Raw genomic sequence first — 22,812 nt, forward strand, 5'->3', positions numbered from 1 at the left:
ACAATCACGCGTTAATTGATCGTAAGCGCAGAATTTTACAGCGAGTAGGACGTACCCCCATGGCCCATCTCGATGACCCCCAGACCCAGCGTGCCAACCTCGCCTATATCAAGGCGTCGATGAGTGAGCCGCTGCTCAGCCGCGATCATGAACAAATGCTGGCGCGCAAATGGCGCGACGAGCATGACGAGGACGCGCTGCATGAATTTGTCCGCTCCTACACCCGGCTGGTGGTCGCAACCGCTTCCAAGTTCCGCAATTACGGTCTGCCCCTCGGCGATCTGATCCAGGAAGGCAATGTCGGGCTGATGCAAGCGGCGGAACGGTTCGAGCCTGACCGCGAGGTCCGGTTCTCCACCTATGCAACATGGTGGATCCGCTCGGCCATGCAGGATTATGTCCTGCGCAACTGGTCGATTGTCCGCACCGGTACCACCGCCGCCCAGAAATCACTGTTCTTCAACCTGCGTCGCCTGCGCTCGAAGATCGAGAAGGCCATGGCGACCGACGGGCTGACCGATGCCGGGCGCGAGATGGTCGCCGATGAGCTCGGCGTCTCACTGAAAGATGTGCAGGATATGGAACAGCGCCTGTCCGGCAATGACCAGTCACTGAACGCGCCGGTCGGTGAGAGCGGTGACGATCAGTGGCAGGATTTCCTGTCCGATGACCGGTCCAGCCCGGAAACCGTGGTGATCGGCCTGCGCGATGCCGAGACCCGCTCCCGCTGGCTGGCCAAGGCATTGAGCGACCTCTCGGAGCGCGAGCGGCGGATCATCCGCAAGCGCCGCCTCGTCGATAATGGCGCGACGCTGGAACAGCTCGGCACCGAGCTGGGGGTCAGCAAGGAACGTGTGCGTCAGCTCGAACATCGTGCCATGCTGAAAATCCGCGCCTCCATCGAACAGCATGTGAACCGGCATACCGACCTGCTGCTGGAAAACGGTGCCAGCTAGCCGATCACCTCGATCTGCTCCGGATGGGTCACATCGATGGCCGGACCGTTGTGGTAATAGACCCAGCCGCGCACCCGCACCTGACGGTTGACCAGCGTTTCCCAATCCGGCCATTCATCCCTGAAACGGCGCTGGTCGTCGGCCTTGATGGCAACGGTGAAATCGGTTTTCCAATCCGGCCCGAAATTGAGGTAGCGCCAGCCCCGCGCATCACCCGTGGCCTGCACCTGCCCCTCGATCAGATGGAAAAACGAATAGGGTTTGATGGATTTGTCCGTTGCCTGACGGATGGCATAGAGGTTGAGCGCCCATAACCCGCGACGCGCTGCCCGCGCGGCAATCTCCAGCTCCTGCAAACGACGGACAAACAGCCGGTTGTCGGGAAAGCTGTACACCCGGGCATGGCCATTGGCGATCATCCAGCCCTGTACCCAGTTGCCATCGTCGCGCACCAGATGCGCCAGCCCGCGCCCGTGCCGGTCCATCAGATTACCCGCATGGCCATAGCGCACATTGCGATTGATCAGGTCAAAGAGCAGCGCCTCGCGTGACTGATTGCCATAGGGCCAGTCCGCCACCTCCCTGCGCCCGAGGCTGAGCTTCGGCGCCTGAATGCCGACGAGGCGAACTTCCTGTCCGGTGCTCAACCGGACCGTATCGCCGTCGATGACCTTGATCACCTCGGCCTCACCGACGATCTGCAGGTCTTCCGGCGGCTCGACCATGCCGACCGCAGCTTCCTGATTACCCGACATGTCCTGAGCCCTCGCGATACCTGAGCCTGTAATACCCGGCCCTGCCATAACCCCGGCTGCCAGTGCCGCGCTCATGAAACTGCGGCGGTTATGCCATGGATGGGATGATGTCATGCGCGTTAAATTCCCGGTCGGGTGAAAGCCTTTGGCCTTGTATGTGCAATCCGGCCTAGCCTAGAATCAACAGTCATTTACAGAATTCAAGAGTACAGCCACACCCGTGCCCCGCGACCGGATAAAACCCGATTTGTTTCCGCCGATTGAACCCTATGAAACCGGGTTCCTTGATGTTGGCCGTGATCTCTATACCGAAACCGCCGGTGATGGCCAGAAAACACCCGATGTCACCCGGCACCGGATTTACTGGGAACAGTCCGGCAATCCCGACGGCGTGCCGGTGGTATTCCTGCATGGCGGGCCGGGGGCCGGTGCCTCACCCAATCACCGCCGGTTCTTTGATCCCGAACATTACCGCATCATCATCTTTGACCAGCGCGGCTCCGGCCGATCGCGCCCGCTCGGCGAGCTGCTCGACAACACGCCCGCCGATCTGGTCGCCGATATCGAAGCTCTGCGCAAACGCCTGCATATCGACCGCTGGCATGTATTCGGTGGATCATGGGGATCGACGCTGGCCCTTGCCTATGCCCAGGCCCATGCGGATCAGGTGATCAGTCTGGTCCTGCGCGGTATCTTCCTGATGACCCGCGGGGAAATTGACTGGTTCCTCAACGGCATGCGCGCAATTTTCCCCGAGCACTGGCAGGAATTCACCGGATTTCTGCCGGTCGATGAGCGGGCGGATATTCTCGGGTCCTATTACCGCCGCCTGACCGATAGCGACCGGCGCATCTGGCTGCCCGCCGCCCGCGCATGGAGCAAATATGAGAGCGTGTGTTCGACCCTGCTGCCAGCCGATGATGCAGCCCTCAGCCTGATTGATGAGGCCCATGCCCTCGGCCTTGCCCGGATCGAGGCGCATTATTTCCTGCACAACCTGTTCGAGCCGGAAGATGCCCTGCTCAAAGGAGTCGACAGAATCCGGCATATCCCGAGCCATATCATTCAGGGCCGCTATGATGTGATCTGCCCGCCTGTCACGGCCCATGCGTTGCATGAGGCATGGCCGGAAGCCCTGTTCACCATCGTGCCCGATGCCGGCCACTCGGCCATGGAGCCGGGGATACGCGCGTCACTTGTCGCCGCAACCGAAATGTTCAAATCATTATAAGAAAATCGCTCTCAGGGCGGTTGATGCTTCACATTAGCGGTTTGTCACTGTATGAGCTTGCACTGAAATAACGTTCTGCAACAGCAGGATACGACGGCAACAACATCTCAGGCGATGGCATCCATCACCTGACCAGACTACCGGCTCGGCATCATGACACAGATTTTTCGCAACATTTTCAATGGTCTGGGTGCCCGCCCCCTGACGACCGCCCTCGGCATCATCATGATGATTGCTGCCGTTCAACCCGTCGCCCACGCAGAAGATGACCTGATCGGCATCGAGCTGGAACCGGTACAGATTGCCGACAGCAGCGGTTTCGAAACCGTCCGCTCCACCAGCGGCGTTGATCAACTCGCCTTCGGTATCGCCTATGGCAATTCCCCGGTTCTGGCGGAAGCAGATGGTGAGGAAACCGTCCTGTTCAACATCGAATACCGTCCGGGCCACCGCTATCTGAGCTATACCGACAATGACGGCTTCGACTTCGGTGTCGCACCCTTTGTCGGCGGTTATGTCGGTGCCGACAGCAGCGCCTATGGCTATGTCGGTTTCGGTCTTGAGTTTGTGATCGACGATCATTTCATCATCATGCCGAACACCGCGGTCGGTCTCTATACCGATGGCGGCGACGGGCGTGATCTCGGCCATGCAATCGAATTCCGCTCCGGTATCGAGCTGGCCTATCGCTTCGACAACAAGGTTCAGGCCGGTCTCGCCCTGCACCACATGTCGAATGCCAGCATCGGTGATCGCAATCCCGGCACCGAACATGTTACGTTCTATCTGAACATCCCGCTCGACGGATCAATCTTCTAAGCTGAAGCCACCACAAGAGTGGCAGCGGATCAATTATGACAGCCTTCAAAACCCTTGATGACCTGCTGGCCTATACTCATGGCCTCGCCGGCAAGACCGTACTCGTGCGCGGTGACCTGAACGTCCCGATGAAGGATGGCGCGGTCACCGATGCCACCCGCCTGACCCGCCTAGCACCGACCCTGAGCGAACTGGCCAGTGCCGGTGCCAAGGTCGTGGTCATGTCGCATTTCGGTCGCCCCAAGGGCAAGGTTGATCCCGAGCAGAGCCTGCGCCCGGTTGCCGAAGCCCTCGGCAAGACCATGAACCGTCCGGTCGGCTTTGCCACTGATTGCATTGGCAGCGCTGCCGAACAGGCAATTGCCGACATGGCGGCTGGCGACATCATCGTGCTGGAGAACCTGCGTTTCCATGCGGGCGAGACCGACAATGATGATGGCTTTGCCAACCAACTGGCCGCCCTCGGCGACATCTATGTCAATGACGCCTTCTCCGCCGCCCACCGCGCCCATGCCTCAACCACCGCCCTTGCCCAGCGCCTGCCAGCCTATGCCGGTCGCCTGATGGCTGCCGAGCTGATCGCGCTCGCCAAAGCATTGGAAGAGCCGAAACGTCCGGTGCTGGCGCTGGTTGGCGGGGCCAAGGTTTCGACCAAGCTCGACCTGCTCGCCAATCTGGTGACCAAGGTGGATATTCTCGTACTCGGCGGCGGTATGGCCAATACCTTCGTGGCCGCCCGTGGCGGCAGCGTCGGCGCCTCGCTGTATGAGCCGGACAAGCTGGATGCCGCCCGTGAGGTGGAAAAGGCTGCAGAGGCCAGCGGCTGCCGCATCCTGCTGCCGAGCGATGGCATCATGTCAGCCGAGTTCGCCGCCAACCCGGAAACCACAACCGGTCCGAGCGACAATATCGGCGACGGTCTGATGATGCTCGATATTGGCCCGGACAGCATTGCCGAGATCAGCGAGGCCATCAAAGGCTGCAAAACCGTGGTCTGGAACGGTCCGATGGGCGCGTTCGAGATGGAACCGTTCGATCAGGGCACCATCGGGGTCGGCAAGACCGTCGCCGCCCTGACCAAGGATGGCAGCATCCTCAGCGTTGCCGGTGGCGGCGATACGGTTGCCGCCCTCGCCCATGCCGGGATCGAGGACGACATTTCCTATGTCTCGGCTGCAGGTGGTGCGTTCCTCGAATGGCTCGAGGGCAAGGAACTGCCTGGCGTCAAGGCGCTGCAGGACGCGGCCTGAACCGGCCTGCCACGGCAATTACAATAATCAGTGATGCCCGCGGGCGGCTTCCGCCACCGGATTTGATCCACCCATGAGGAAGCTTGGGTCCTGCTGCCAGTTGGCCAGGATATGCTTTGCCGTTTCCGGTTTCAGCATCTCATAGAACTCAAGCGCATTGGCCAGTTCCTTGGGATTGCTGAGATTCTCCCCGGACCGTGAAGAACGGGTCAGCATCAGGATGGTGGAGAAGGATTCCCGATCGAGCGAAGTTGCCTTGCTGGCAATCGCCATGTTGCGGGCACTCTCATGGTTGATCAGTGCCGTCACCGCATCATGATTGAGCCCGGTCAGCTGCATGAACAGCGCGGTAAAGGCGGTCAGATTGTAGTTGCGCAGGGTCATGATCAGCATGCCCGGCGACAGTTTGCCAGTTTCCGACAACCGCTTGGCGAGATCGTCGAGATCAACGGTATTGGCCCCGTTCCGACGCTTGGAAATCTCGGTAAAGGTCTGCTCAAGTGCCCGGTCGAGCACCTCATCCGGTATCTCGAACCGGCGATGGATATGGTTGCGCAGCTCGCTCGACACCCACCAGTAGAGATCAAGCGCGAGGTCCGGCGGCACTTCCTGCCGCTGCAGCAGCGGGCGCTGTACAATCGGTTGATCCTTGGCCAGATCAGCAGCCTTGGTCAGCAGCTTCTCCGGAATCTGTATCTGCGGGTTGTACAGCAGGCTCGCCACCGCATCGGCATCACCGGTATCGACAATGGCGGAGGCAATGGCAGTGGTCAGATCGGGCCGCCGGGCAATGATCTTGCGGTGGTCGGTCGAGCGATGCTCGATCACATAGATCAGGTCCTGATCGGTCAGGCGTTTGCTTAGAGACAGGATCGGACGCGCCACATCGATCTTGTCATGGGCCAGCGCCACAACCAGACGATGGGGGGCGACGGAATTGGCGGCAATGCGACCGGCCAGTGACTGACGTTCAGGCAAATCCACCTGATCCAGCAGCGAGACCAGAATATCGGCGATCAGCTCACGCTCAGCATCATTGAGCGTCTTATCCAGCAAGTCGGAACAGCTTTTCAGGAGTTTCAGACGGCCCTCGACCGTCCGGTCACGCGCCATCTCGTGCAGCAACTGAAACTCGCGAAGAACTTGCATGTAACTCAACCCGTAGAGGCAGGCAGGGCCAGCCTAGCATAATGCAATATGATGATCGCCGAATAACGACCCGGCACATCCTAACCAAAAAAGGCAGGGATACCTACTCCGAGATTGGTTGCAGATACAAGTATTCAGAATATATCAGTTAAAAATCTAGGATTCCCCACCTCAGGCACTATGTTGGTGCCAATGCCCAAAAAAATCAATGAGATGGCACGACATATGGCAAAAGACCGCATATTCCCGCACGCAATCATCATGGCTGCCATTATTTGCCTGATACTGCCATCTGCAGCACTGGCGCAATCCGCCCGTGAGGCGCAAAGACCGGGCAGCGTCCATCGGATAACGCCCAATGATCTGCCCGCCCCCTATGCCAGCCCGAGTGTCAGCAATTCACCGCTGAAAATCGACCGGCCCCTGCGCGCGACGCTGGCGGTGCCGGAGGGGTTTGAGGCGATCAGTTTCGCCACTGGCCTGAACAACCCGCGGTATCTGGCGGTCGGGGAGAGCGGCGATGTCTATGTTGCCGAAAGCCGCGCCGGGCGGGTCATCGTCCTGCGGGATAGCGACGGTGATGGCCGGGCCGACCGGAAGGCCGAAATCGCCACCGGGCTGCACCGCCCCCATGGGCTGACCTTCCATGACGGCGACCTCTATATCGCCGATATGCGCAATGTCTGGCGTCTGCCGATGATTGACGGGTCACCCCGCATCAGTCGACCAGTAGCGATAACCGAGCGCGGTGCCCTTGGCCCGGAAAATGGCCACTGGACCAGGAATGTGGTTTTTGCCCCGGATGGCGAGCATTTCTATGTCTCCATCGGCTCGGCAGGCAATATCGGTGAGGAACCGGTGCCCCGCGCCACGATCCAGCAGTTCAATGCTGATGGCAGCGGCCAGCAGACCTTCGCCAGCGGCCTGCGCAATCCGGTCGGCATTGCCTTCTATCCGGGCAGTGACCGGTTGTTTACCGTGGTCAATGAACGCGATGGCCTCGGCGACGGGCTGGTGCCCGACTACCTGACCGGGGTGGCGCAGGATGACTTCTACGGCTGGCCCTATGCCTATAGCGGATCGAATCCGCAACCCGGCTTTGCTGAGAAACGGCCTGATCTGGTCGCCGCCAGCAAAATTCCCGACCTGATGTTCGAGGCCCATTCGGCACCGATCGGCCTTACCTTCTACACTGGCGACCAGTTTCCTGACCGCTATCAGGGCGGGGCCTTTGTGACCCTACGCGGGTCATGGAACAAGGCAACGCCGACCGGTTACAAGGTGGTGTTTGTGCCGTTCTCCGGCGGGCAGCCGACCGGCAGCTATGAAACCTTCGCCAGCGGCTGGTGGCAGTCGGGCGACCAGCGCGCACGGGTCTGGGGCCGCCCAACCGGCATTGCCGTAGCCACTGACGGCAGCCTGCTGGTTTCCGATGATACCGGCGGGGAAATCTGGCAGATCCGCTATACTGGAGAATAATACTGACAAATCATGGGAATCTGGCCCCGAACGCGTTATATTAAGGGTTAGATAACGACAGAAAAGTCACTGAAAAACCATCGGGATCAAAACGGTCATGGTTGTACAACCATCGCAAAATCAGGTCGCAGCTACCGGACAGGGCGTAACACCCAGCGGTCCGAACAGCGGTCGTACCGGTGATGTGCGTGGTGAGGCCTCAAACTTTACCGGCCCTGCTGCACCCGTCAAACGGCTGCTCGATATTGCCGTCGGCGAGGTCAAGAATGACGATCGCCCTAATGCCCGCGCCAAACGGGACCAGAGCGAGACCCAGTTCCGCCCTGAGCGGCTATACAATGATTCAGATGAATCAGTCATTCAGGCACTGCTCGCCGAAAACCGGGTTGTTCCGCGCGGCACCTTCGTCAATGTGGTGATCTGATACCCGAAATACCCGAGTGGATGACTGTACGCCACGGCTCACGGCTATTGGTCATGGACCTGTTCTGGTCTATTGATGGATCATCATGACCGACACACCCGATACCCGACCAGCAACAGGTAAAGCTGCGCAAGGCCCCGTCAACCGCCGGGTGCCCGATGGCGACGAGCTTGAGCGTCTGGTCTGTGACGATTGCGGCTTCATCTATTACGAAAACCCCAAGATCGTGGTCGGATCCGTCACCACCTGGCAGGATAAAATCCTGTTGTGCAAACGCGCGATTGCACCGCGGATCGGTTACTGGACCCTGCCCGCTGGCTATATGGAGCTGGGCGAAACACCGGATGCCGGTGCGGCGCGTGAGGCATGGGAGGAAGCCCGCGCCAGAATTGAAACGCAAGACCTGCTGGCGATCTACAGCATCGCCCATGTCAGTCAGGTACAGCTGATCTATCGCGCCACACTGACCGATCCGGACATTGCCCCCGGCCCGGAAAGTCAGGAGGTCAGGCTGTTCGACTGGGATGACATACCGTGGGAAGACCTTGCCTTCCCAACGGTCTCATGGGCCCTGCAGCATTATCAGGATGCCATCGGCAAGGACATTATTGCCCCGGCCACCAATATGCAGCACGGGCTGTAACTCATCTCCGCGAGCGGGCAAGATCGCCCTGGCGTACCAGCTGTTTGGCATCAACCATGCCGAAACGCGGATTGATGATCCGCAACTCGGCCAGTATCTCCTCGGTCCGGCTGCTGCCGATACGTGAGGCAAGCTCCAACTCTTCCGGCTGCACCAGCCCCCAGAACACGCCCTCAAGCCAGCCGATCAGACTGACCAGATCGCCCTTGCAAACCCAATCATGGAGATACCAGAGGCGGCTCGCCGTCACCGATACCTGCAGCAACTGCAGATAGGGTACGGCATCCACATCCTCGAAACCGGTAACCAGTGACAGGTTGGTGACGAGGTCCGTCGCAATCCCCGCCGCCTGTTCATCACCGGCGACCAGCTTGTGCAAGGCACGGGTCAGTTCGTCATTATGGGTTATATCCTCACCCATCTGGGTGGCGGCCATGAAATCGAGCGGATTATGCAGGCTCTGCCGCATCACGCTCGACCAGACCCGTGCCGCGTCGAGCCGTTCCGTTCCGGATCGGAGAGCGGCACCCGATGGCCCAACCGCAGCGACACGTTGCAGGCGTCGATGGGCGGCCAGATCAATGATCAATGCACTTCCCATGACTGAAATCGTACCACCAGTTGCGCCATGTTTCAGGCGAAAATATTAGTTTTTGCTATTGCATTTTCAGTAACCGCAAAAATTCAAATAATTGGCCAATAGGCATCATCGCGGGACCGGTTTTACCGCTGATACGAAATCTGCGCGCATGGGCTTGCCAAATCGGCCTATACTGTGGCCTCGCAAAAAGAGATTATCCGGTCGTTCTGTCGAGAGTGATATTGACGCCATGGTGCAGTTTTCAGTCCGCAATCGGGCAACCATTGATGAACCCCGCCTTCCGCTGTTGCCACCGGCATTGGTGGCGCATCTGAAACGCCTCGGCGTCTGGGTTCAGGGGCTGGTGATCATGCTGTTCGGCCTGGCGCTGGTATTGGCACTGTTCAGCTACAATCCCAATGACCCGTCGATCAACACTTCAGTCAGCGATAATGGCAATGCCGCGCTGGCAATCCAGAACTGGCTCGGCGGCTTCGGTGCCCTGATTGCCGATCTGGCGATGCAGTGGCTGGGTGCAGCGGCGAGCTGGATGGTCGGCCTCGGCATTATCGTTGCCGGTTTCCGCCATATCCGCCGCAAGCCGGAGACCCCGTCACGCATGGCGCTGGTGCTGCCGCTGTTTACCGTGCTGGCACTGCTGACCGCGATTGGCGTGGCGCTCATGGAACCGGCTGAGCTGATCTCCTCGCGCAGCCTGTCACTGGGCGCACCATGGCAGGTTGTCGCCGCCAGTATCGCACCATTTGTCAATGGCCTGCTCGGTGGCTACGGTCTTACCGGCCTTGCCATCCTCATGACCCTGATCGGTGTTGTCGGCTTTGTCGGTCTGCTCGGCTTCCGCCATCATCATCTGGCCTATCTGCAGCCGGTTCTTGGCGGTATCGGCAGTGCCGGTGCCGGTATCATCAGCCGCTTCCGCCGCCCGGACCGCGACGAGGCAGACGCGGAAGCGCAGGACGATGCCGATGCCGACACCTGCATGGATATCGACCACGATGAGGACATGGTTGAGGAACCGGCAGCCACCAGCCCGCGCGGCCCACGGCTCGACCTGCCCGGCAAGAAGCCTGCCGCTATCGAAATCGACGCCAATGAAGCGCCCAAACGTCAGGCAAAAGCACGTCAGACCGCCCAGCCGAGCCTTGGCCTGAAAGGCAGTGGCAACAGCGGCAACAACAGTAACAGCGATTATGAGGAACCGTCGCTGTCCCTGCTCTATGCCCCGACCGCTGAGGAACTCGCCGACCAGCCGACCGAGGATGCGCTGCAGGCCAATGCCGGTCTGCTTGAAGGTGTGCTCGCCGATTTCAGTGTGAAGGGCGAGATCCAGAAGGTACGCCCCGGCCCGGTGGTCACGCTCTATGAGCTGGAACCGGCCCCCGGCACCAAATCCCAGCGGGTTATCGGCATCGCCGATGATATTGCCCGCTCCATGTCGGCCATTTCCGCCCGTGTCGCGGTGGTGCCCGGCAAGAACGCCATTGGTATCGAGCTGCCGAACGAGACGCGCCAGACCGTCTGGCTGCACGAAGTCCTCGCCGACCGCAGCTATCAGGGCACCAAATGCAAGCTGCCACTGGCGCTTGGCAAGGATATCGGCGGCGCGCCGGTTATTGCCGACCTCGCGCGTATGCCGCACCTGCTGGTCGCCGGTACCACCGGTTCCGGTAAGTCGGTCGCGGTCAACACCATGATCCTGTCCCTGCTCTACAAGCTGTCGCCGGAGCAGTGCCGCTTCATCATGATCGACCCGAAGATGCTGGAACTCTCCATCTATGGCGATATTCCGCATCTGCTCTGCCCGGTCGTGACCGAGCCGAAGAAAGCCGTGGTCGCGCTCAAATGGGTGGTGCGCGAGATGGAGGACCGCTATCGCGCCATGTCCAAGCTGTCGGTGCGCAATATCGACGGCTATAACCAGCGCGTGACCGAAGCCCGCAAGAAGGGCGAGGTGCTGACCCGCAAGGTACAGACCGGCTTTGACCCCGATACCGGCAAACCGGTGATCGAAGAGGAACCAATCGCCCTCGACGAGCTGCCCTATATCGTCGTGATCGTCGACGAATTTGCCGACCTGATGCTGGTCGCAGGCAAGGAGATCGAGGCGGCGATCCAGCGTCTGGCCCAGATGGCCCGTGCCGCCGGTATCCATCTGATCATGGCAACCCAGCGCCCATCGGTCGACGTGATCACCGGTACCATCAAGGCGAACTTCCCGACCCGGATTTCCTTCGCGGTCACGTCCAAGATCGACAGCCGCACCATCCTCGGCGAGCAGGGTGCGGAACAGCTGCTCGGTATGGGCGATATGCTCTACATGGCGGCCGGTGGCCGGATCAACCGGGTCCATGGCCCGTTCGTCAAGGATGAAGAGGTCGAGGCCATCGTGAAGCATCTGAAGATGCTCGGCCCGGCTGATTACATCGATGCGGTTACCGATGACAGCGGTTTCGAGGACAGTGAAATGCTCGCCGCCGCCATCGGTGAGGGCAGCGGCGGTGATGATGGCAACAGCGGTGACGAGCTGTTCGACCGCGCGGTTGACCTCGTCGCCCGTGAGCGCAAGGCATCAACCAGCTTTATCCAGCGTCATTTGCAGATCGGCTACAACCGTGCCGCGCGGATCATCGAGGATATGGAAAAACAGGGCATGGTCTCTGCCGCCAACCATGTGGGCAAACGCGACGTCCTCCTCCCCGATCGCCGGGGCGAGGAATAGGCGCGGGTCAGCGCGGCGGTTTGCGGGTTTCGGTGGGGCGTGGATCGCCGATGGCACGACGCGGTGCGGTGCGGCGATCGCCATCACGGTTACTGAGGTCAACCAGACTGCGCGGCCCTGATGGCAGGGACATTAGCGGCAGTTGCGGGATCTGCCCGGCATTGCCGCCGCCCAATGGCCGACCAGCAGCCCAGTCGGCCACTGCATGATCGGCATCACCGCCCTTGCGCACCTGTTCGATCAGCGAGCGGCGCTGTTTGGCACGATCACCGGCAAGCGAGATACCGGCGGTCGAGCCACGAAGCTGGATCCGGCGGGCGAGATCGAGCATCTCCTCGGCGAAGAACTCCTCCGGCTTGCGACCGGCAAGCTCAGCCGCTTCCTGAAGCGCCTGATGATCCTCATCCGATAATGTGATGGTCAGCTTTTTCATTCAGCTATTCATGCGTGGGGTGGGAGAGTATCGAAAGCCTTACCCGTGACCGGGGACAATCTGGTTGATACCCATACTATCCGAAAGACAACACAACAGAAATAGCATCCCGGTTAAAGTTTGCGGACAATACTTGGCCCGGCCTGCTCTGTCTTTGCTTCCTGGGTCACCTCTGCCGTCGCGGCGGTTTTGGCCTGATGGGCGGCACGCCAGCCTCCCAGATCGACCACATGCTGCTTGGCAGCCATCTTGTCCAGCGCCGGGCCGATATCGTCCCGCTTGATCGCCATGGTCCAGCTTTCCTTGTCGGCCTGATCCACGGTCGGGCTGCTCTCGAATTGCGCGTTGCCATAGAGCTTGCGCAGATGTCCCTGATTGTCCTGCGGATCAATGGTCATGCCGTCGATCTGCTGACCCATTCCCTTGGCGCGGTGCATGGCCGAGGCGAGCAGGGCACTGCCCAGCCCCTTGCCGGCATATTTCTCATCGACACCCATCTGGGCCACGAGGAAACCCTTGGCATCGCGGCCCTCAACACCGAGCAGCTCGGCAGGCGCGCTGCCTTCCCGGTATTCGGCACCCGGCACCATGGTCACATAGCCGAGAATTTCCGGTTTGGTTTTCGATTGGTCTGGATTGTCCCGGACCGCGACGAAGGTGATGCTGTCACCGCGTGTTGCGGATTGTCTGGCGGTCTTTTTCAGCCAGTTGTCGATCCGGTCATTGCCAGATGAGAAACCCTCGCGATCATGCTTTTTCGAGAGCTCTTCATACCTTATTTCACTAACGTCAAACCCTTTGGGATCGACCATAAATTACCCCATATCCCTTGTTCCCTTTAACAAGAGTACCCGACGGGGTTTGAATCACAAGATTTTTTAGTCAAAAAATTTTACCAAAAGCGGCTTATTCAGCCGTCTATTCCTTTGTATCCAGATCAGGATTGGCGCGCGCCCAGTCCTGAATGGCGGTATCGCCCTCACCGGCCCGGCGCACCGCATCGAGCAAAGCGCGGTTTTTTGACTGACGGTGCCGGTCGAGCTTCACCGCCGACAGATTGCCGTGCAGGTTGATGATCCGGGCCAGCGAGAGGATTTCCTCAAGGATAAAATCATCAATGTCGCGCTCGGCAATCTTCGCCGCCGCCTCCAGATCTTCGTACTCGTCATCATCGAGCTCGAGGGCAATGTTCTTCATGCCGGTACCAGTCAGTAAAGGTTCTATCGATCAGGATATGTTCTGATCAGTCCTGCTTCTCTTCACCCTCTTCCATCGGCATGTCGCCGGGATAGGGGTATTTGCGCGCCCAGTCCAGATCGGCATCGGAAAGACGGACACAGTTGAAGACCACCGCCTTCTTGTCGATCGCCTCCTGTGCATCCGGCCAGCGCTCGACCTCGATTGCGATCCGGCGGTTCAGTTCAGTCTCACAGGCCTCAAGCGAGGTAAAGGCAGAGGGTTCGCCTGCCCAATGTTCCATCTGCGGGCCTGTAAGAAAATTCGACGCAACGACCAGAATAACAAAGATATCAAGCATTTCACTTTCCCCGCCTGTGATGCAGCATCCAAGATACCGTGTGAAAATCCGGGTAAAGTGTAGCTGCAATCAGTTTCAACACAAGCATAACCGGCTGACCGGATATGTCCGGCACGCAGTTTTATAGGCGGCAGCCCTGTTTTTTTGCGGCGCAACAGGGTATGAAAGCGCGCGCCTGTCAGTGACGGGCAATCCTCATGACAATCGGCTTACCGTAACTGGCAGTACCGCCATGGATTTTTACACGACCTATCGCGACCAGTGGTTCGGCAATGTCCGCCGCGATCTTCTTTCCGGCCTCGTTGTGGCACTGGCCCTGATCCCGGAAGCAATCGCCTTCTCGATCATCGCCGGGGTTGACCCCAAGGTCGGGCTCTATGCATCGTTCTCCATCGCGGTGATCACGGCGATTACCGGCGGACGTCCGGGCATGATTTCTGCCGCCACCGCCGCGACGGCGGTTCTCATGGTCACGCTGGTCAAGGAATACGGCCTAGAGTACCTGCTGGCCGCCACCATTCTGGCCGGGGTGTTGCAGGTTGCCGCTGGGTTGTTGCGACTGGGCGCCGTCATGCGCTTTGTCTCGCGCTCGGTCATGACCGGCTTTGTAAACGCGCTCGCGATCCTGATTTTCATGGCCCAGCTGCCGGAACTGATCAATGTGACCTGGCTGACCTATGTGCTGGTCGCCGCCGGTCTCGCGATTATCTATCTGTTCCCCTATATCACCAAGGCGATCCCCTCGCCGTTGGTCTGCATCATCGTGCTGACCTCGCTCAGCGTGTATTTCGGCTTTGACGTGCGCACGGTGGGCGATATGGGCGAATTGCCATCGAGCTTCCCGGTGTTCCTGCTGCCGCAGGTGCCGTTCAACCTCGAAACCCTGATGATCATCCTGCCCTATTCCGCCGCCGTTGCCGCAGTCGGTCTGCTCGAGAGCCTGATGACCCAGAACCTCGTCGATGACCTCACCGACACCACTAGCAGCAAGAATCAGGAGTGCATCGGTCAGGGTCTGGCCAATTTCGCCACCGGCTTTATCGGCGGCATGGCCGGTTGCGCCATGATCGGCCAGTCCATGATCAACGTGAAGTCAGGCGGTCGCGGTCGTCTGTCCTGCTTCATTGCCGGGGTGCTGCTGCTGTTCCTGATCGTGGTGATGGGCGATCTGGTTGCCCGCATCCCGATGCCGGCGCTGGTCGCGATCATGATCATGGTTTCGGTCGGTACCTTCAGCTGGTCCTCGATCAAGAACCTGCGCGAGCATCCCCGCTCTTCCTCCATCGTCATGGTCGCCACCGTTGTCGGTGTCGTCCTGACCCACAATCTGGCCATCGGCGTGCTGATCGGTGTCCTGCTCTCGGCGATCTTCTTCGCCTGGAAAATCGCCCAGATCATGCGCGTGTCTTCGACCCTGTCCGAGGATGGCAAGTCACGTACCTATGTGGTCGAGGGTCAGGTGTTCTTCGCCTCAGCCGAGGCCTTCACCGCCGCCTTTGATTTCAAGGAAGCGCTGGAGCAGGTCACCATCGATGTCAGCCGGGCGCATATCTGGGATATTTCCAGCGTTGCCGCCCTTGATATGATCGTCCTGAAATTCCGCCGGGATGGTGCACAGGTCGAATTGATCGGCCTGAACAAAGCCAGCGAAACTATCGTCGACAAACTTGCCATCCATGATAAACCCGGTGCAATGGACGCATTGCTGAACCACTAGAACAACAAGGCATCAAGCCGCCGATCCCGCCCGAAGGAAATGCCCGCCATGACCACAGCCACAACTACCGATACCCCAGCCTATGCGCCGAAACTCGTGGTGTTTGTCGATGGCTCGGTCTATTCGCGCAGTGTCTGCGATCATGCCGCCTGGATTGCCAGACATACCGGTGCCTCGGTCGAGCTGTTGCATGTGATTGACCGGCGCAAGCTGGCAAGCCCACCGAGCGACCTCAGTGGCAGCATTTCCCTCGGTGCCCGTTCTGCGCTGCTGGAGGAACTCTCCAACCTTGACGAGCAACGCTCACGCCTCGCCCAGCTCCATGGCCGCGCGATCCTTGAGGATGCGAAGGCGGTGATGGATGAGGCCGGTATCGAGAACGTCTCCACCAAGCTGCGGATCGAGGATGTGGTCGAGGCGGTTACCGAAACCGAAGCCGATGCCGACCTGCTGGTGATTGGCAAGCGCGGTGAGGCAGCCGATTTCGCCAAGCTGCATCTGGGTTCAAATCTCGAACGCATCGCCCGGCACAGCAAGAAGCCGGTCTTTGTCGCATCCCGCGCCTTCAAACCGGTCAAGCGCTGCCTGATTGCCTATGATGGTGGACCAAGTGCCATGAAGGCAGTGGACCATATCGGTCGCTCCAAGCTCTTCGCCAATCTCGAATGTCACATCCTGATCGTTGGCGAGGACAGCAAACAGAACCAGCAGCGTCTCGCCGACGCCAAGGCACTGATCGAGGCCGGTGGCCACAAGGCGAGCGGCGAGATCATCCCCGGCATCCCGGACAAGACCATTGCCCGCGTTGTCGATGAGCAGGGTTTCGACCTGCTGGTCATGGGCGCCTATGGCCATTCCCGCATCCGTAACCTGCTGATCGGATCGACCACCACGGAAATGATCCGCGCCTGCCTCGTGCCGGTCCTGCTGTTCCGCTAAATCCGCCGATCAGAGCGCCATTCCCTGCTGCCCGCAGCCCCTAAAACAGCGGGTACAAACGGCTGCCGTGAGCAATAATTTCATACGCTTACGTTAATAAAATTTTGTCTTTTTTGCGGCATACCGGACATACGGGGTTGTATTAGCAACCAGCGAACATATATTGTTCGCAAACCTCAAAGATAATCACAAATATATGGAAACATGCCGCAAAAGCCTGAACCAAAAATCAAGGCCGAAGGAATCGTCAAGATATTCGGCAAAGAGCCACAAAAAGCTCTGGAATATTTAAATAGCGGCTATTCTCGCGAAGAAGTATTGCAGAAGACAGATTGCGTTATTGGCGTTAATCAAGTCAGCTTTGAAGTAGACGAGGCCGAGACCTTTGTCGTGATGGGCCTTTCCGGCTCCGGCAAATCCACCCTGATCCGCTGTATCAACCGCCTGATCATGCCGACCCAGGGCTCGATCGCGCTTGATGGCGAAGATATCGTTACCGCCTCAACTCAGCGCCTGCGTGACCTGCGTCAGCAAAAGCTCGGCATGGTGTTCCAACATTTCGCCCTGTTGCCGCACAAGACCGTGCGTGACAACGTTGCCTATGGCCTGCACGTCATGGGCATCTCCAAGGAAGAGCGCTATGCACGGGCCGAGAAGGCAATCGACGAGGTTGGCCTGACCGGCTGGGCCGATGTGAAGCCGTCCAATCTCAGCGGCGGCATGAAACAACGGGTCGGCATTGCCCGTGCCCTTGCCATCGACAGTGAAATCCTGCTGATGGATGAACCGTTTGGTGCGCTTGACCCCCTGATCCGCCGCGATATGCAGGACATGATGATCGACCTGCAGAAGAAACTGCGGAAGACCATCATCTTCATTACCCATGACCTGCTCGAGGCGCTGAAACTGGGTGACCGTATCGCGATCATGAAAGAAGGCCGCTTCGTTCAGATCGGCACACCGGAAGACATCGTCTCCAAACCCAAAGACCCTTATGTGGCCGACTTTGTGAAGGATGTGGACCGCGCCCGGGTGCTGAAGGCATGGACCCTGCACAAGGACCAGCCGACACTGACCCCGGACATGACCGCCGGTCAGGCTCGTGAGGTAATCGACGGACTGAGCGCGACCGGTGCCTATGTCACCGATGCGGATAACAAGCCGATCGGCGTGGTTGAGAAACGAACCGTCCATGACAGCGGTGCCAACATGGCTGCGCCTGTTGCCGAGGTCATGAAGACAGATATTGACCCTGTGGACTGCAACGCCCTGCTCGTCGACCTGTTTGCCCATTGCCGGGATGACCGGCCGATTGTGCTGGCCGACCCGGACGGCACCATGCGCGGCATCGTCAAGCCGTTCGAGCTGTTCCAGCGCTTGGCCGAGCTGGAAGAGAGCGACCCAGAACTGGCCGCCTGATTGATGCAGGCCTCAGCACGCAGACACAGAACGAGCATAACCAACTGGAGCCAAAATGGCTGATCAACTCCTATACCGGCCGTCCGAACTGTTCGGACGCCTCCCCGTCGATGATGTGGTGCAGGATGCCGTGCGCGGCCTTGTCCGTGACTACCGCTATGTCTTTCAGGAAATGAAAAAGCCGATTGATTGGGTGTTGACGACCCTCAATGACGGCTTACTGGCCACACCGTTTCTGGCCTTCACCATCATTCTGGTCCTGCTCGCCCTGCGCTATGCCAGCGTCGGCACGGCCATTTTCACCGCCATCGCACTTTGTGCCATCGAAATGATGGGCGTCTGGGACGAGACCATGACCACACTGGCCATGGTCCTGACCTCGGTGCTGTTCTGCGCCATCATCGGCATCCCGCTCGGGGTTGCAGCGGCCCGGTCCAAAACATTTGACCGCATCCTGCGCCCGATCCTCGACGTCATGCAGACTACCCCGGCCTTTGTCTATCTGGTGCCGGTCGTAATGCTGTTCAGCGTCGGCCTCGTGCCCGGTGTGATCGCCACCATCATCTTTGCCCTGCCACCGCTGGTGCGCCTCACGACGCTCGGCATTCGGCAGGTGCCCAACGAGATTGTCGAGGCCGGTCGCGCCTTCGGTGCCAAACCGCACCAGATGCTGGTCGATATCCAGCTGCCGCTTGCCTGGCCTTCCATTATGGCCGGATTGAACCAAACCCTGATGATGTCCCTGTCCATGGTCGTGATTGCGGCCCTGATTGGTGCCGGCGGCCTCGGCCTGCGGGTATTTCAGGGCATTGGCCGCCTCGATATCGGTGCCGCCACCGTCGGTGGTCTCGGCATCGTACTGCTCGCCATCATTCTCGATCGCATCACCCAGGGCATGGGCGAGTTGAACCGCACGCCATCGCGCTGGGATCCGGTCGAGTTTATCGGGCGTCTGCTGCTGATGCGTAACAAGGTGATCGATGAAGGCAAGGATGCGACTCCCGATACAGGTGCCGCCAAACCGGCGACCTGAGCCGATAACCAAGGAATAACCTGATCGCCGACTTTGGTCTGCGGCCAGATCAGGATGACCGATGATCCACGAAGACGTGCCACAGCCAGAGGGATCAACTTCAGACCAGCAACAGAACGACCTGAACCCACCGGTTCAGCCCTATAAATTTTAAAAGGAAGCAATAATGACCCATCTTACCAAGACTTTGAAAGCCAAGGGCATGGCTGCATTCGCTATTGGCGGATTCATGGCCGCCAGCCTTGCGCTGACCCCGGTTGCTAACGCAGCTGATGAACTGCCCGGCGAGGGCAAGAGCGTTAAAATGGCGCGCGCCACATGGGATACCGGTTATTTCCCGGCTGAAATCTATCGCAAGGCACTGCAGGAACTCGGCTATGACGTCGGTGTCCCGAACGACCTGCAAAACCCGATCTTCTATCAGGCGGTTGGCCTCGGTGATGTCGATCTCTGGGTCAATGGCTGGTTCCCCGGCCACGGCTCATACCGTGATGCCTTCGAACCGGGCGCTGAGCTCGTCGGCTATGTCGCCAAGGGCGGTGCGCTGCAGGGTTATCTGGTGGACAAAAAAACCGCCGATGAACTGAACATCAAGAGCTTCGAGGATTTCAAGCGTCCGGAAGTCAAGGAAGCCTATGACAGCAACGGCAATGGCCTCGCTGAAATGGTTGCCTGCCCACCGGGCTGGGGCTGTGAAATCGCGATTCAGCACCATTTCAAGGAGTATGGCCTCGAAGGTAATGTTGAGCTGATCAAGGCCAGCTATTCCGCCTCCATGGCCGATGCGATTGCCAAATATGAGAATGGCGAGCCGATCTTCTTCTACACCTGGACCCCGAACTGGGTCGTTGACGAGCTGAAACCCGGCGAAGATGTCGTCTGGATCGAAGTACCGTTCCTGACCCTGCCGGAAGAACAGGCCGATGATATCAGCAAGGCCGAAGTGGCCGATGTTGTGGGCTGTGTCTCCAACCCGTGTAAAATGGGTCACCCGGCCAATGACATTCGTCCGGTTGCCAATACCGAGTTCCTCGAGGACAACCCGGCAGTCCGTCGCCTGCTTGAGGTCGCCAGCGTTCCGCTTGCCGACATCAATGCCCAGAACGCCAAAATGTTCGCCGGCGAAGACAGCCAGGAAGATGTCGAGCGCCACGTCAATGAGTGGATTTCAGCCAATCAGGAAACCTTCGACAGCTGGATCGAACAGGCCAAAGCCGCAGCCATGTAATCCGGCATAAAATCAATCAGTCAAAACGGGGCGTCGCATAACTGCGCGCCCCGTTTTTTATTGGGGGGAGCTATATATTTAACTAGCCTTCCCAATCAGTCGGTGGGCTTTTTCTCAAGGCAGTGCTTGTAAGAAATATCTACTTTGCTCTCGTCGGTACGAACCACCCAAAAACATCTAGTGGAAAACGGAGGGGCATCATCCGGCGGTGTATTGACTTCAAAACCCGCAATGCCGCTACCCACCTTCTCTACCCTCTCATCATGTCGATCAAGAAGTGCGGTCAGGTCTGCCGCATCGGCTTGGTTTACTCGCTCCCCAATTTCGTATCGGTTTAGCATTGCTTTGAAGAAGGCTGTTGCATCACCAGCCTTGTCAAAAGTTCGAGTTCTTAAGGCTATCTTCCTCGCTTTTGCCATAACGTGCCACCTATTGCTCGATTAGTTTTGGAGAAAGTCTCTTGATAGCTAGCTGAGATACTGAGGGTGGGATTTCCTTTTTCCCCTTGAGATAGTTCTTAAACTTGCCGCCATCCAAGTAGACATCTTGAAGCCAACGACGATACTCCCCCAGTGCATCAAGAGGATAGCAGTTGGCGATCTGGGGATTTGACTTGGCTTGCGGGTGATCTTTTGGGTAGCGATGCGGGAATTTTTCACGATCCCCAAAGCGGCTTTCGAGATCGTTTGCATCCCAATACTTTGCCCAATGCTGGCCAATGGAAATATCAGGAACCATCTTTTCCCCGATTTCAGCGCCAGCCATGATCAACTCATAAATCACAGTATGAGCCTCATTAAAGATGCTGAAATACCCACTCGGGGCGCTTTGATGGTTTAATTCGATGCGTTCATGCCATTTGCGAAGTGGCTCAGCTATGCCGCCAGTTGGGTCATATCCCACCTGACTGTAAATCATTTCTTTTAGCTTAGACCCGGCAAGTAGGCGAAAGTTCTTTCTGGCTTCCGGGCGGACATTGGAGCCTGCATCCAGTGCATAGTACTCCAGAACTGCCAAACAGATTTCTGCCGGGTAACAGAAGTGAACAACGCCCTTGTGTGGCACTTCGATATGGGGCTGCGCAAAATCCGCACCAGCTTCTAAAAGAATGCCCTTGATCGTAGAAATTCTGGGTTTTTGAACAGACTCTTTCCACTGGCTGCTGATAGTGCCGATATGGGCGTTTTGAACACCGCACAAGGCCGCAAGTCCACGCTGGTTTAGGTATGGAGTGCCATCAGACAGGACACCCATGCCGATGCCCTCTATGTCGCGCTCTATGTCTATTCCAAGGTCAAAAGTGCCTTGATCAGAGGTGATTTTCTTCCTACGCCTAACAGGCGCTAATTTGTTGATTTTTCTATCCATCGAGGTGATTTCCTTCCCGTAAACTCGTGGCGAAATTGCGCCCACTACCTCGTCAAAAGTCGCGTCGATAGGATCAATCTTGTCTTTTTTGTCAGCCATTGATCAGCCCTTTGTAGGTCAGTCGCTTATCGGCCATGCGGTCGATTGTCATTTCAATGAAGTCCATGGTGCCAATCTGAGCCGTGTTGTGACGGAATCAGAACTCCCTCACATAGCGGTGCAGATGCTCGGCGCTCATGTAGTGATAGATACCGATGTAACCGCGCTTGAGCAGGGACCAGAAGCTTTCAATGCCGTTGGTATGCGCCATATCGCGAACGTATTCGCCAGAAGAGTGATTGATGGTGATGTGATTGTAGCCTGCGCTTGACAGGCCAATACAGCCGCCGTGCGTGTCTGTGACTATGGTTGCCCCTGTCTTGCAGTGATCTTTCACAAAGTCGGTAAGTGTCTTTGCCTTCGTGTTTTCAACCACAACGGCGCGCACTTCACCATGCTGGTCACGAACGCCCACAACCGCAGTTTTACCAACGGTGCCGCGACCAGCGCGGAGTTTTTTGCTGGCGTGTTTATTGCGCTCTTTGCCGCCGATGTATGTTTCGTCAATCTGCACCTGACCATCCGTGTGGTCGTCGCGGTCTTTCAGCCATGTCTCGCGGATACGCTGAGCGAGAAACCATGCGGTTTTCTGAGTTACGCCAAGTTCGCGCGCCATCTGGGTGTTAGGGATGCCCTTACGGGCACTGGTGAGCATGAAAATGGCCAGAAGCCACTTTTGCAAGGGAAGTCGGCTCTCGGCCAGCACAGTACCTGTACGTACGCTTAAATGCTTGCGGCAATCTTTGCAGCGGTAAGGCATAGGTTTGTGGTCTTTGCACTCAACCACGTTGACAGACCCGCAATGCCCGCAAATAGCTTCGCCGTTCCAGCGTTTTGCCTCAAAGAACTTGCGCGCAGCTTCTTCGTCAGGGAATTTGGCGAAGAACTCAAATGTCGAAAGTGTCTCTGGCTTGTTTTTGCACATGGGCTTTGCTCCTTACAAAACTCTTGTAACTTAACTAGCCAAAGTTCGCAAGCTATTTTTGGCTAGTTAAGTATATAGACCCTTTTTT

Annotated in this window: 22 protein-coding genes and 1 pseudogene; 13 read left to right on the forward strand and 10 right to left on the reverse strand. The window is 58.2% G+C overall.

Translation table 11 applies throughout. The features are described from left to right. The first annotated feature begins 59 nt into the window (after nt 1-59). Nucleotides 60-956: an RNA polymerase factor sigma-32 gene (locus CBB62_00480; GenBank protein OUT40883.1), complete on the forward strand. Its 897-nt coding sequence runs from the start codon at nt 60-62 to the stop codon at nt 954-956. Here CBB62_00480 and CBB62_00485 read toward each other — a convergent pair. Continuing rightward, nucleotides 953-1,825 (reverse strand): hypothetical protein, encoded by an 873-nt coding sequence (locus CBB62_00485; GenBank protein OUT40884.1) that lies wholly within the window; start codon nt 1,823-1,825, stop codon nt 953-955. The genes CBB62_00480 and CBB62_00485 overlap by 4 nt on opposite strands. Before the next feature lie 106 nt (nt 1,826-1,931). Here CBB62_00485 and CBB62_00490 point away from each other — a divergent pair, with 106 nt between their 5' ends. The 3 genes from CBB62_00490 (at nt 1,932) to CBB62_00500 (ending at nt 5,011) form a co-directional block, all read left to right on the forward strand. Continuing rightward, nucleotides 1,932-2,942, forward strand: coding sequence for a prolyl aminopeptidase (locus CBB62_00490; GenBank protein OUT40885.1), 1,011 nt, complete (start codon nt 1,932-1,934; stop codon nt 2,940-2,942). A 153-nt stretch (nt 2,943-3,095) separates the two neighbouring features. Continuing rightward, nucleotides 3,096-3,761 (forward strand): hypothetical protein, encoded by a 666-nt coding sequence (locus tag CBB62_00495; protein ID OUT40886.1) that lies wholly within the window; start codon nt 3,096-3,098, stop codon nt 3,759-3,761. A gap of 35 nt (nt 3,762-3,796) precedes the next feature. Next, on the forward strand, nt 3,797-5,011 hold the full coding sequence (locus CBB62_00500; GenBank protein ID OUT40887.1) for a phosphoglycerate kinase: 1,215 nt from the start codon (nt 3,797-3,799) through the stop codon (nt 5,009-5,011). A 27-nt stretch (nt 5,012-5,038) separates the two neighbouring features. Here the strand turns inward: CBB62_00500 and CBB62_00505 are convergent, their stop codons facing one another. Next, nucleotides 5,039-6,160 carry a hypothetical protein gene (locus CBB62_00505; GenBank protein OUT40888.1) on the reverse strand — a complete coding sequence of 374 codons (1,122 nt, stop codon included), beginning with the start codon at nt 6,158-6,160 and terminating at the stop codon, nt 5,039-5,041. Nucleotides 6,161-6,421: 261 nt separating this feature from the next. Here CBB62_00505 and CBB62_00510 point away from each other — a divergent pair, with 261 nt between their 5' ends. The 3 genes from CBB62_00510 to CBB62_00520 all read left to right on the forward strand — a co-directional run bounded on the left by CBB62_00510 (nt 6,422) and on the right by CBB62_00520 (nt 8,706). Next, complete coding sequence (locus CBB62_00510; GenBank protein ID OUT42563.1) at nt 6,422-7,639, forward strand: sorbosone dehydrogenase; 1,218 nt, start codon at nt 6,422-6,424, stop codon at nt 7,637-7,639. A gap of 97 nt (nt 7,640-7,736) precedes the next feature. Beyond that, on the forward strand, nt 7,737-8,063 hold the full coding sequence (locus CBB62_00515) for a hypothetical protein (GenBank protein OUT40889.1): 327 nt from the start codon (nt 7,737-7,739) through the stop codon (nt 8,061-8,063). A gap of 85 nt (nt 8,064-8,148) precedes the next feature. Beyond that, complete coding sequence (locus CBB62_00520; GenBank protein OUT40890.1) at nt 8,149-8,706, forward strand: NUDIX hydrolase; 558 nt, start codon at nt 8,149-8,151, stop codon at nt 8,704-8,706. 1 nt (nt 8,707) lies between these two features. On the opposite strand, the gene CBB62_00525 is transcribed toward CBB62_00520, so the two are convergent. After that, entirely contained in the window at nt 8,708-9,307 is a 600-nt protein-coding gene (locus CBB62_00525) for a hypothetical protein (GenBank protein ID OUT40891.1), read from the reverse strand. Between the two features lie 148 nt (nt 9,308-9,455). Here CBB62_00525 and CBB62_00530 point away from each other — a divergent pair, with 148 nt between their 5' ends. Beyond that, nucleotides 9,456-12,026, forward strand: coding sequence for a hypothetical protein (locus CBB62_00530; GenBank protein OUT40892.1), 2,571 nt, complete (start codon nt 9,456-9,458; stop codon nt 12,024-12,026). Between the two features lie 7 nt (nt 12,027-12,033). Here CBB62_00530 and CBB62_00535 read toward each other — a convergent pair whose 3' ends face one another. The 4 genes from CBB62_00535 to CBB62_00550 form a co-directional block, all read right to left on the reverse strand. Continuing rightward, nucleotides 12,034-12,459: a hypothetical protein gene (locus tag CBB62_00535; GenBank protein OUT40893.1), complete on the reverse strand. Its 426-nt coding sequence runs from the start codon at nt 12,457-12,459 to the stop codon at nt 12,034-12,036. Nucleotides 12,460-12,572: 113 nt separating this feature from the next. Continuing rightward, nucleotides 12,573-13,271, reverse strand: a complete 699-nt coding sequence (locus CBB62_00540; protein ID OUT40894.1) for a hypothetical protein — start codon at nt 13,269-13,271, stop codon at nt 12,573-12,575. Between the two features lie 106 nt (nt 13,272-13,377). After that, entirely contained in the window at nt 13,378-13,656 is a 279-nt protein-coding gene (locus CBB62_00545; GenBank protein ID OUT40895.1) for a hypothetical protein, read from the reverse strand. Between the two features lie 46 nt (nt 13,657-13,702). Then, entirely contained in the window at nt 13,703-13,996 is a 294-nt protein-coding gene (locus CBB62_00550; protein OUT40896.1) for a hypothetical protein, read from the reverse strand. A gap of 232 nt (nt 13,997-14,228) precedes the next feature. Here CBB62_00550 and CBB62_00555 point away from each other — a divergent pair, with 232 nt between their 5' ends. From CBB62_00555 to CBB62_00575, 5 genes are all read left to right on the forward strand, one after another. Further along, complete coding sequence (locus CBB62_00555; GenBank protein OUT40897.1) at nt 14,229-15,713, forward strand: sodium-independent anion transporter; 1,485 nt, start codon at nt 14,229-14,231, stop codon at nt 15,711-15,713. A gap of 48 nt (nt 15,714-15,761) precedes the next feature. Further along, a complete protein-coding gene (locus CBB62_00560) occupies nt 15,762-16,652 on the forward strand; it encodes a universal stress protein UspA (GenBank protein OUT42564.1) in 891 nt (296 codons plus the stop codon). 204 nt (nt 16,653-16,856) lie between these two features. After that, on the forward strand, nt 16,857-18,071 hold the full coding sequence (locus CBB62_00565; protein OUT40898.1) for a hypothetical protein: 1,215 nt from the start codon (nt 16,857-16,859) through the stop codon (nt 18,069-18,071). 55 nt (nt 18,072-18,126) lie between these two features. After that, the gene (locus CBB62_00570; protein ID OUT40899.1) at nt 18,127-19,104 is read left to right on the forward strand and encodes a glycine/betaine ABC transporter permease; all 978 of its coding nucleotides are present in this window, start codon (nt 18,127-18,129) and stop codon (nt 19,102-19,104) included. 166 nt (nt 19,105-19,270) lie between these two features. Continuing rightward, nucleotides 19,271-20,332: a glycine betaine ABC transporter substrate-binding protein gene (locus CBB62_00575; GenBank protein ID OUT40900.1), complete on the forward strand. Its 1,062-nt coding sequence runs from the start codon at nt 19,271-19,273 to the stop codon at nt 20,330-20,332. Between the two features lie 95 nt (nt 20,333-20,427). Here CBB62_00575 and CBB62_00580 read toward each other — a convergent pair whose 3' ends face one another. The 3 genes and pseudogenes from CBB62_00580 to CBB62_00590 form a co-directional block, all read right to left on the reverse strand. Then, the gene (locus CBB62_00580; GenBank protein OUT40901.1) at nt 20,428-20,751 is read right to left on the reverse strand and encodes a hypothetical protein; all 324 of its coding nucleotides are present in this window, start codon (nt 20,749-20,751) and stop codon (nt 20,428-20,430) included. A 10-nt stretch (nt 20,752-20,761) separates the two neighbouring features. Further along, nucleotides 20,762-21,799 (reverse strand): hypothetical protein, encoded by a 1,038-nt coding sequence (locus CBB62_00585; protein OUT40902.1) that lies wholly within the window; start codon nt 21,797-21,799, stop codon nt 20,762-20,764. After that, nucleotides 21,792-22,724, reverse strand: a pseudogene (locus CBB62_00590) (IS1595 family transposase). Before CBB62_00590 ends, CBB62_00585 begins: the two are co-directional and overlap by 8 nt. Nucleotides 22,725-22,812 lie beyond the last annotated feature (88 nt).

Source organism: Micavibrio sp. TMED2, assembly GCA_002168225.1.
In the GTDB taxonomy this organism is placed as follows: domain Bacteria; phylum Pseudomonadota; class Alphaproteobacteria; order TMED2; family TMED2; genus TMED2.

Coding starts and splice junctions, on each gene's coding strand:
- CBB62_00480 (OUT40883.1), top strand. CDS start 60: ATGGCCCATCTCGATGACCCCCAGACCCAGCGTGCCAACCTCGCCTAT.
- CBB62_00485 (OUT40884.1), bottom strand. CDS start 1,825: ATGACATCATCCCATCCATGGCATAACCGCCGCAGTTTCATGAGCGCG.
- CBB62_00495 (OUT40886.1), top strand. CDS start 3,096: ATGACACAGATTTTTCGCAACATTTTCAATGGTCTGGGTGCCCGCCCC.
- CBB62_00500 (OUT40887.1), top strand. CDS start 3,797: ATGACAGCCTTCAAAACCCTTGATGACCTGCTGGCCTATACTCATGGC.
- CBB62_00505 (OUT40888.1), bottom strand. CDS start 6,160: ATGCAAGTTCTTCGCGAGTTTCAGTTGCTGCACGAGATGGCGCGTGAC.
- CBB62_00510 (OUT42563.1), top strand. CDS start 6,422: ATGGCTGCCATTATTTGCCTGATACTGCCATCTGCAGCACTGGCGCAA.
- CBB62_00515 (OUT40889.1), top strand. CDS start 7,737: ATGGTTGTACAACCATCGCAAAATCAGGTCGCAGCTACCGGACAGGGC.
- CBB62_00520 (OUT40890.1), top strand. CDS start 8,149: ATGACCGACACACCCGATACCCGACCAGCAACAGGTAAAGCTGCGCAA.
- CBB62_00525 (OUT40891.1), bottom strand. CDS start 9,307: ATGGGAAGTGCATTGATCATTGATCTGGCCGCCCATCGACGCCTGCAA.
- CBB62_00530 (OUT40892.1), top strand. CDS start 9,456: ATGGGCTTGCCAAATCGGCCTATACTGTGGCCTCGCAAAAAGAGATTA.
- CBB62_00535 (OUT40893.1), bottom strand. CDS start 12,459: ATGAAAAAGCTGACCATCACATTATCGGATGAGGATCATCAGGCGCTT.
- CBB62_00540 (OUT40894.1), bottom strand. CDS start 13,271: ATGGTCGATCCCAAAGGGTTTGACGTTAGTGAAATAAGGTATGAAGAG.
- CBB62_00545 (OUT40895.1), bottom strand. CDS start 13,656: ATGAAGAACATTGCCCTCGAGCTCGATGATGACGAGTACGAAGATCTG.
- CBB62_00550 (OUT40896.1), bottom strand. CDS start 13,996: ATGCTTGATATCTTTGTTATTCTGGTCGTTGCGTCGAATTTTCTTACA.
- CBB62_00555 (OUT40897.1), top strand. CDS start 14,229: ATGGATTTTTACACGACCTATCGCGACCAGTGGTTCGGCAATGTCCGC.
- CBB62_00560 (OUT42564.1), top strand. CDS start 15,762: ATGACCACAGCCACAACTACCGATACCCCAGCCTATGCGCCGAAACTC.
- CBB62_00565 (OUT40898.1), top strand. CDS start 16,857: ATGCCGCAAAAGCCTGAACCAAAAATCAAGGCCGAAGGAATCGTCAAG.
- CBB62_00570 (OUT40899.1), top strand. CDS start 18,127: ATGGCTGATCAACTCCTATACCGGCCGTCCGAACTGTTCGGACGCCTC.
- CBB62_00575 (OUT40900.1), top strand. CDS start 19,271: ATGACCCATCTTACCAAGACTTTGAAAGCCAAGGGCATGGCTGCATTC.
- CBB62_00580 (OUT40901.1), bottom strand. CDS start 20,751: ATGGCAAAAGCGAGGAAGATAGCCTTAAGAACTCGAACTTTTGACAAG.
- CBB62_00585 (OUT40902.1), bottom strand. CDS start 21,799: ATGGCTGACAAAAAAGACAAGATTGATCCTATCGACGCGACTTTTGAC.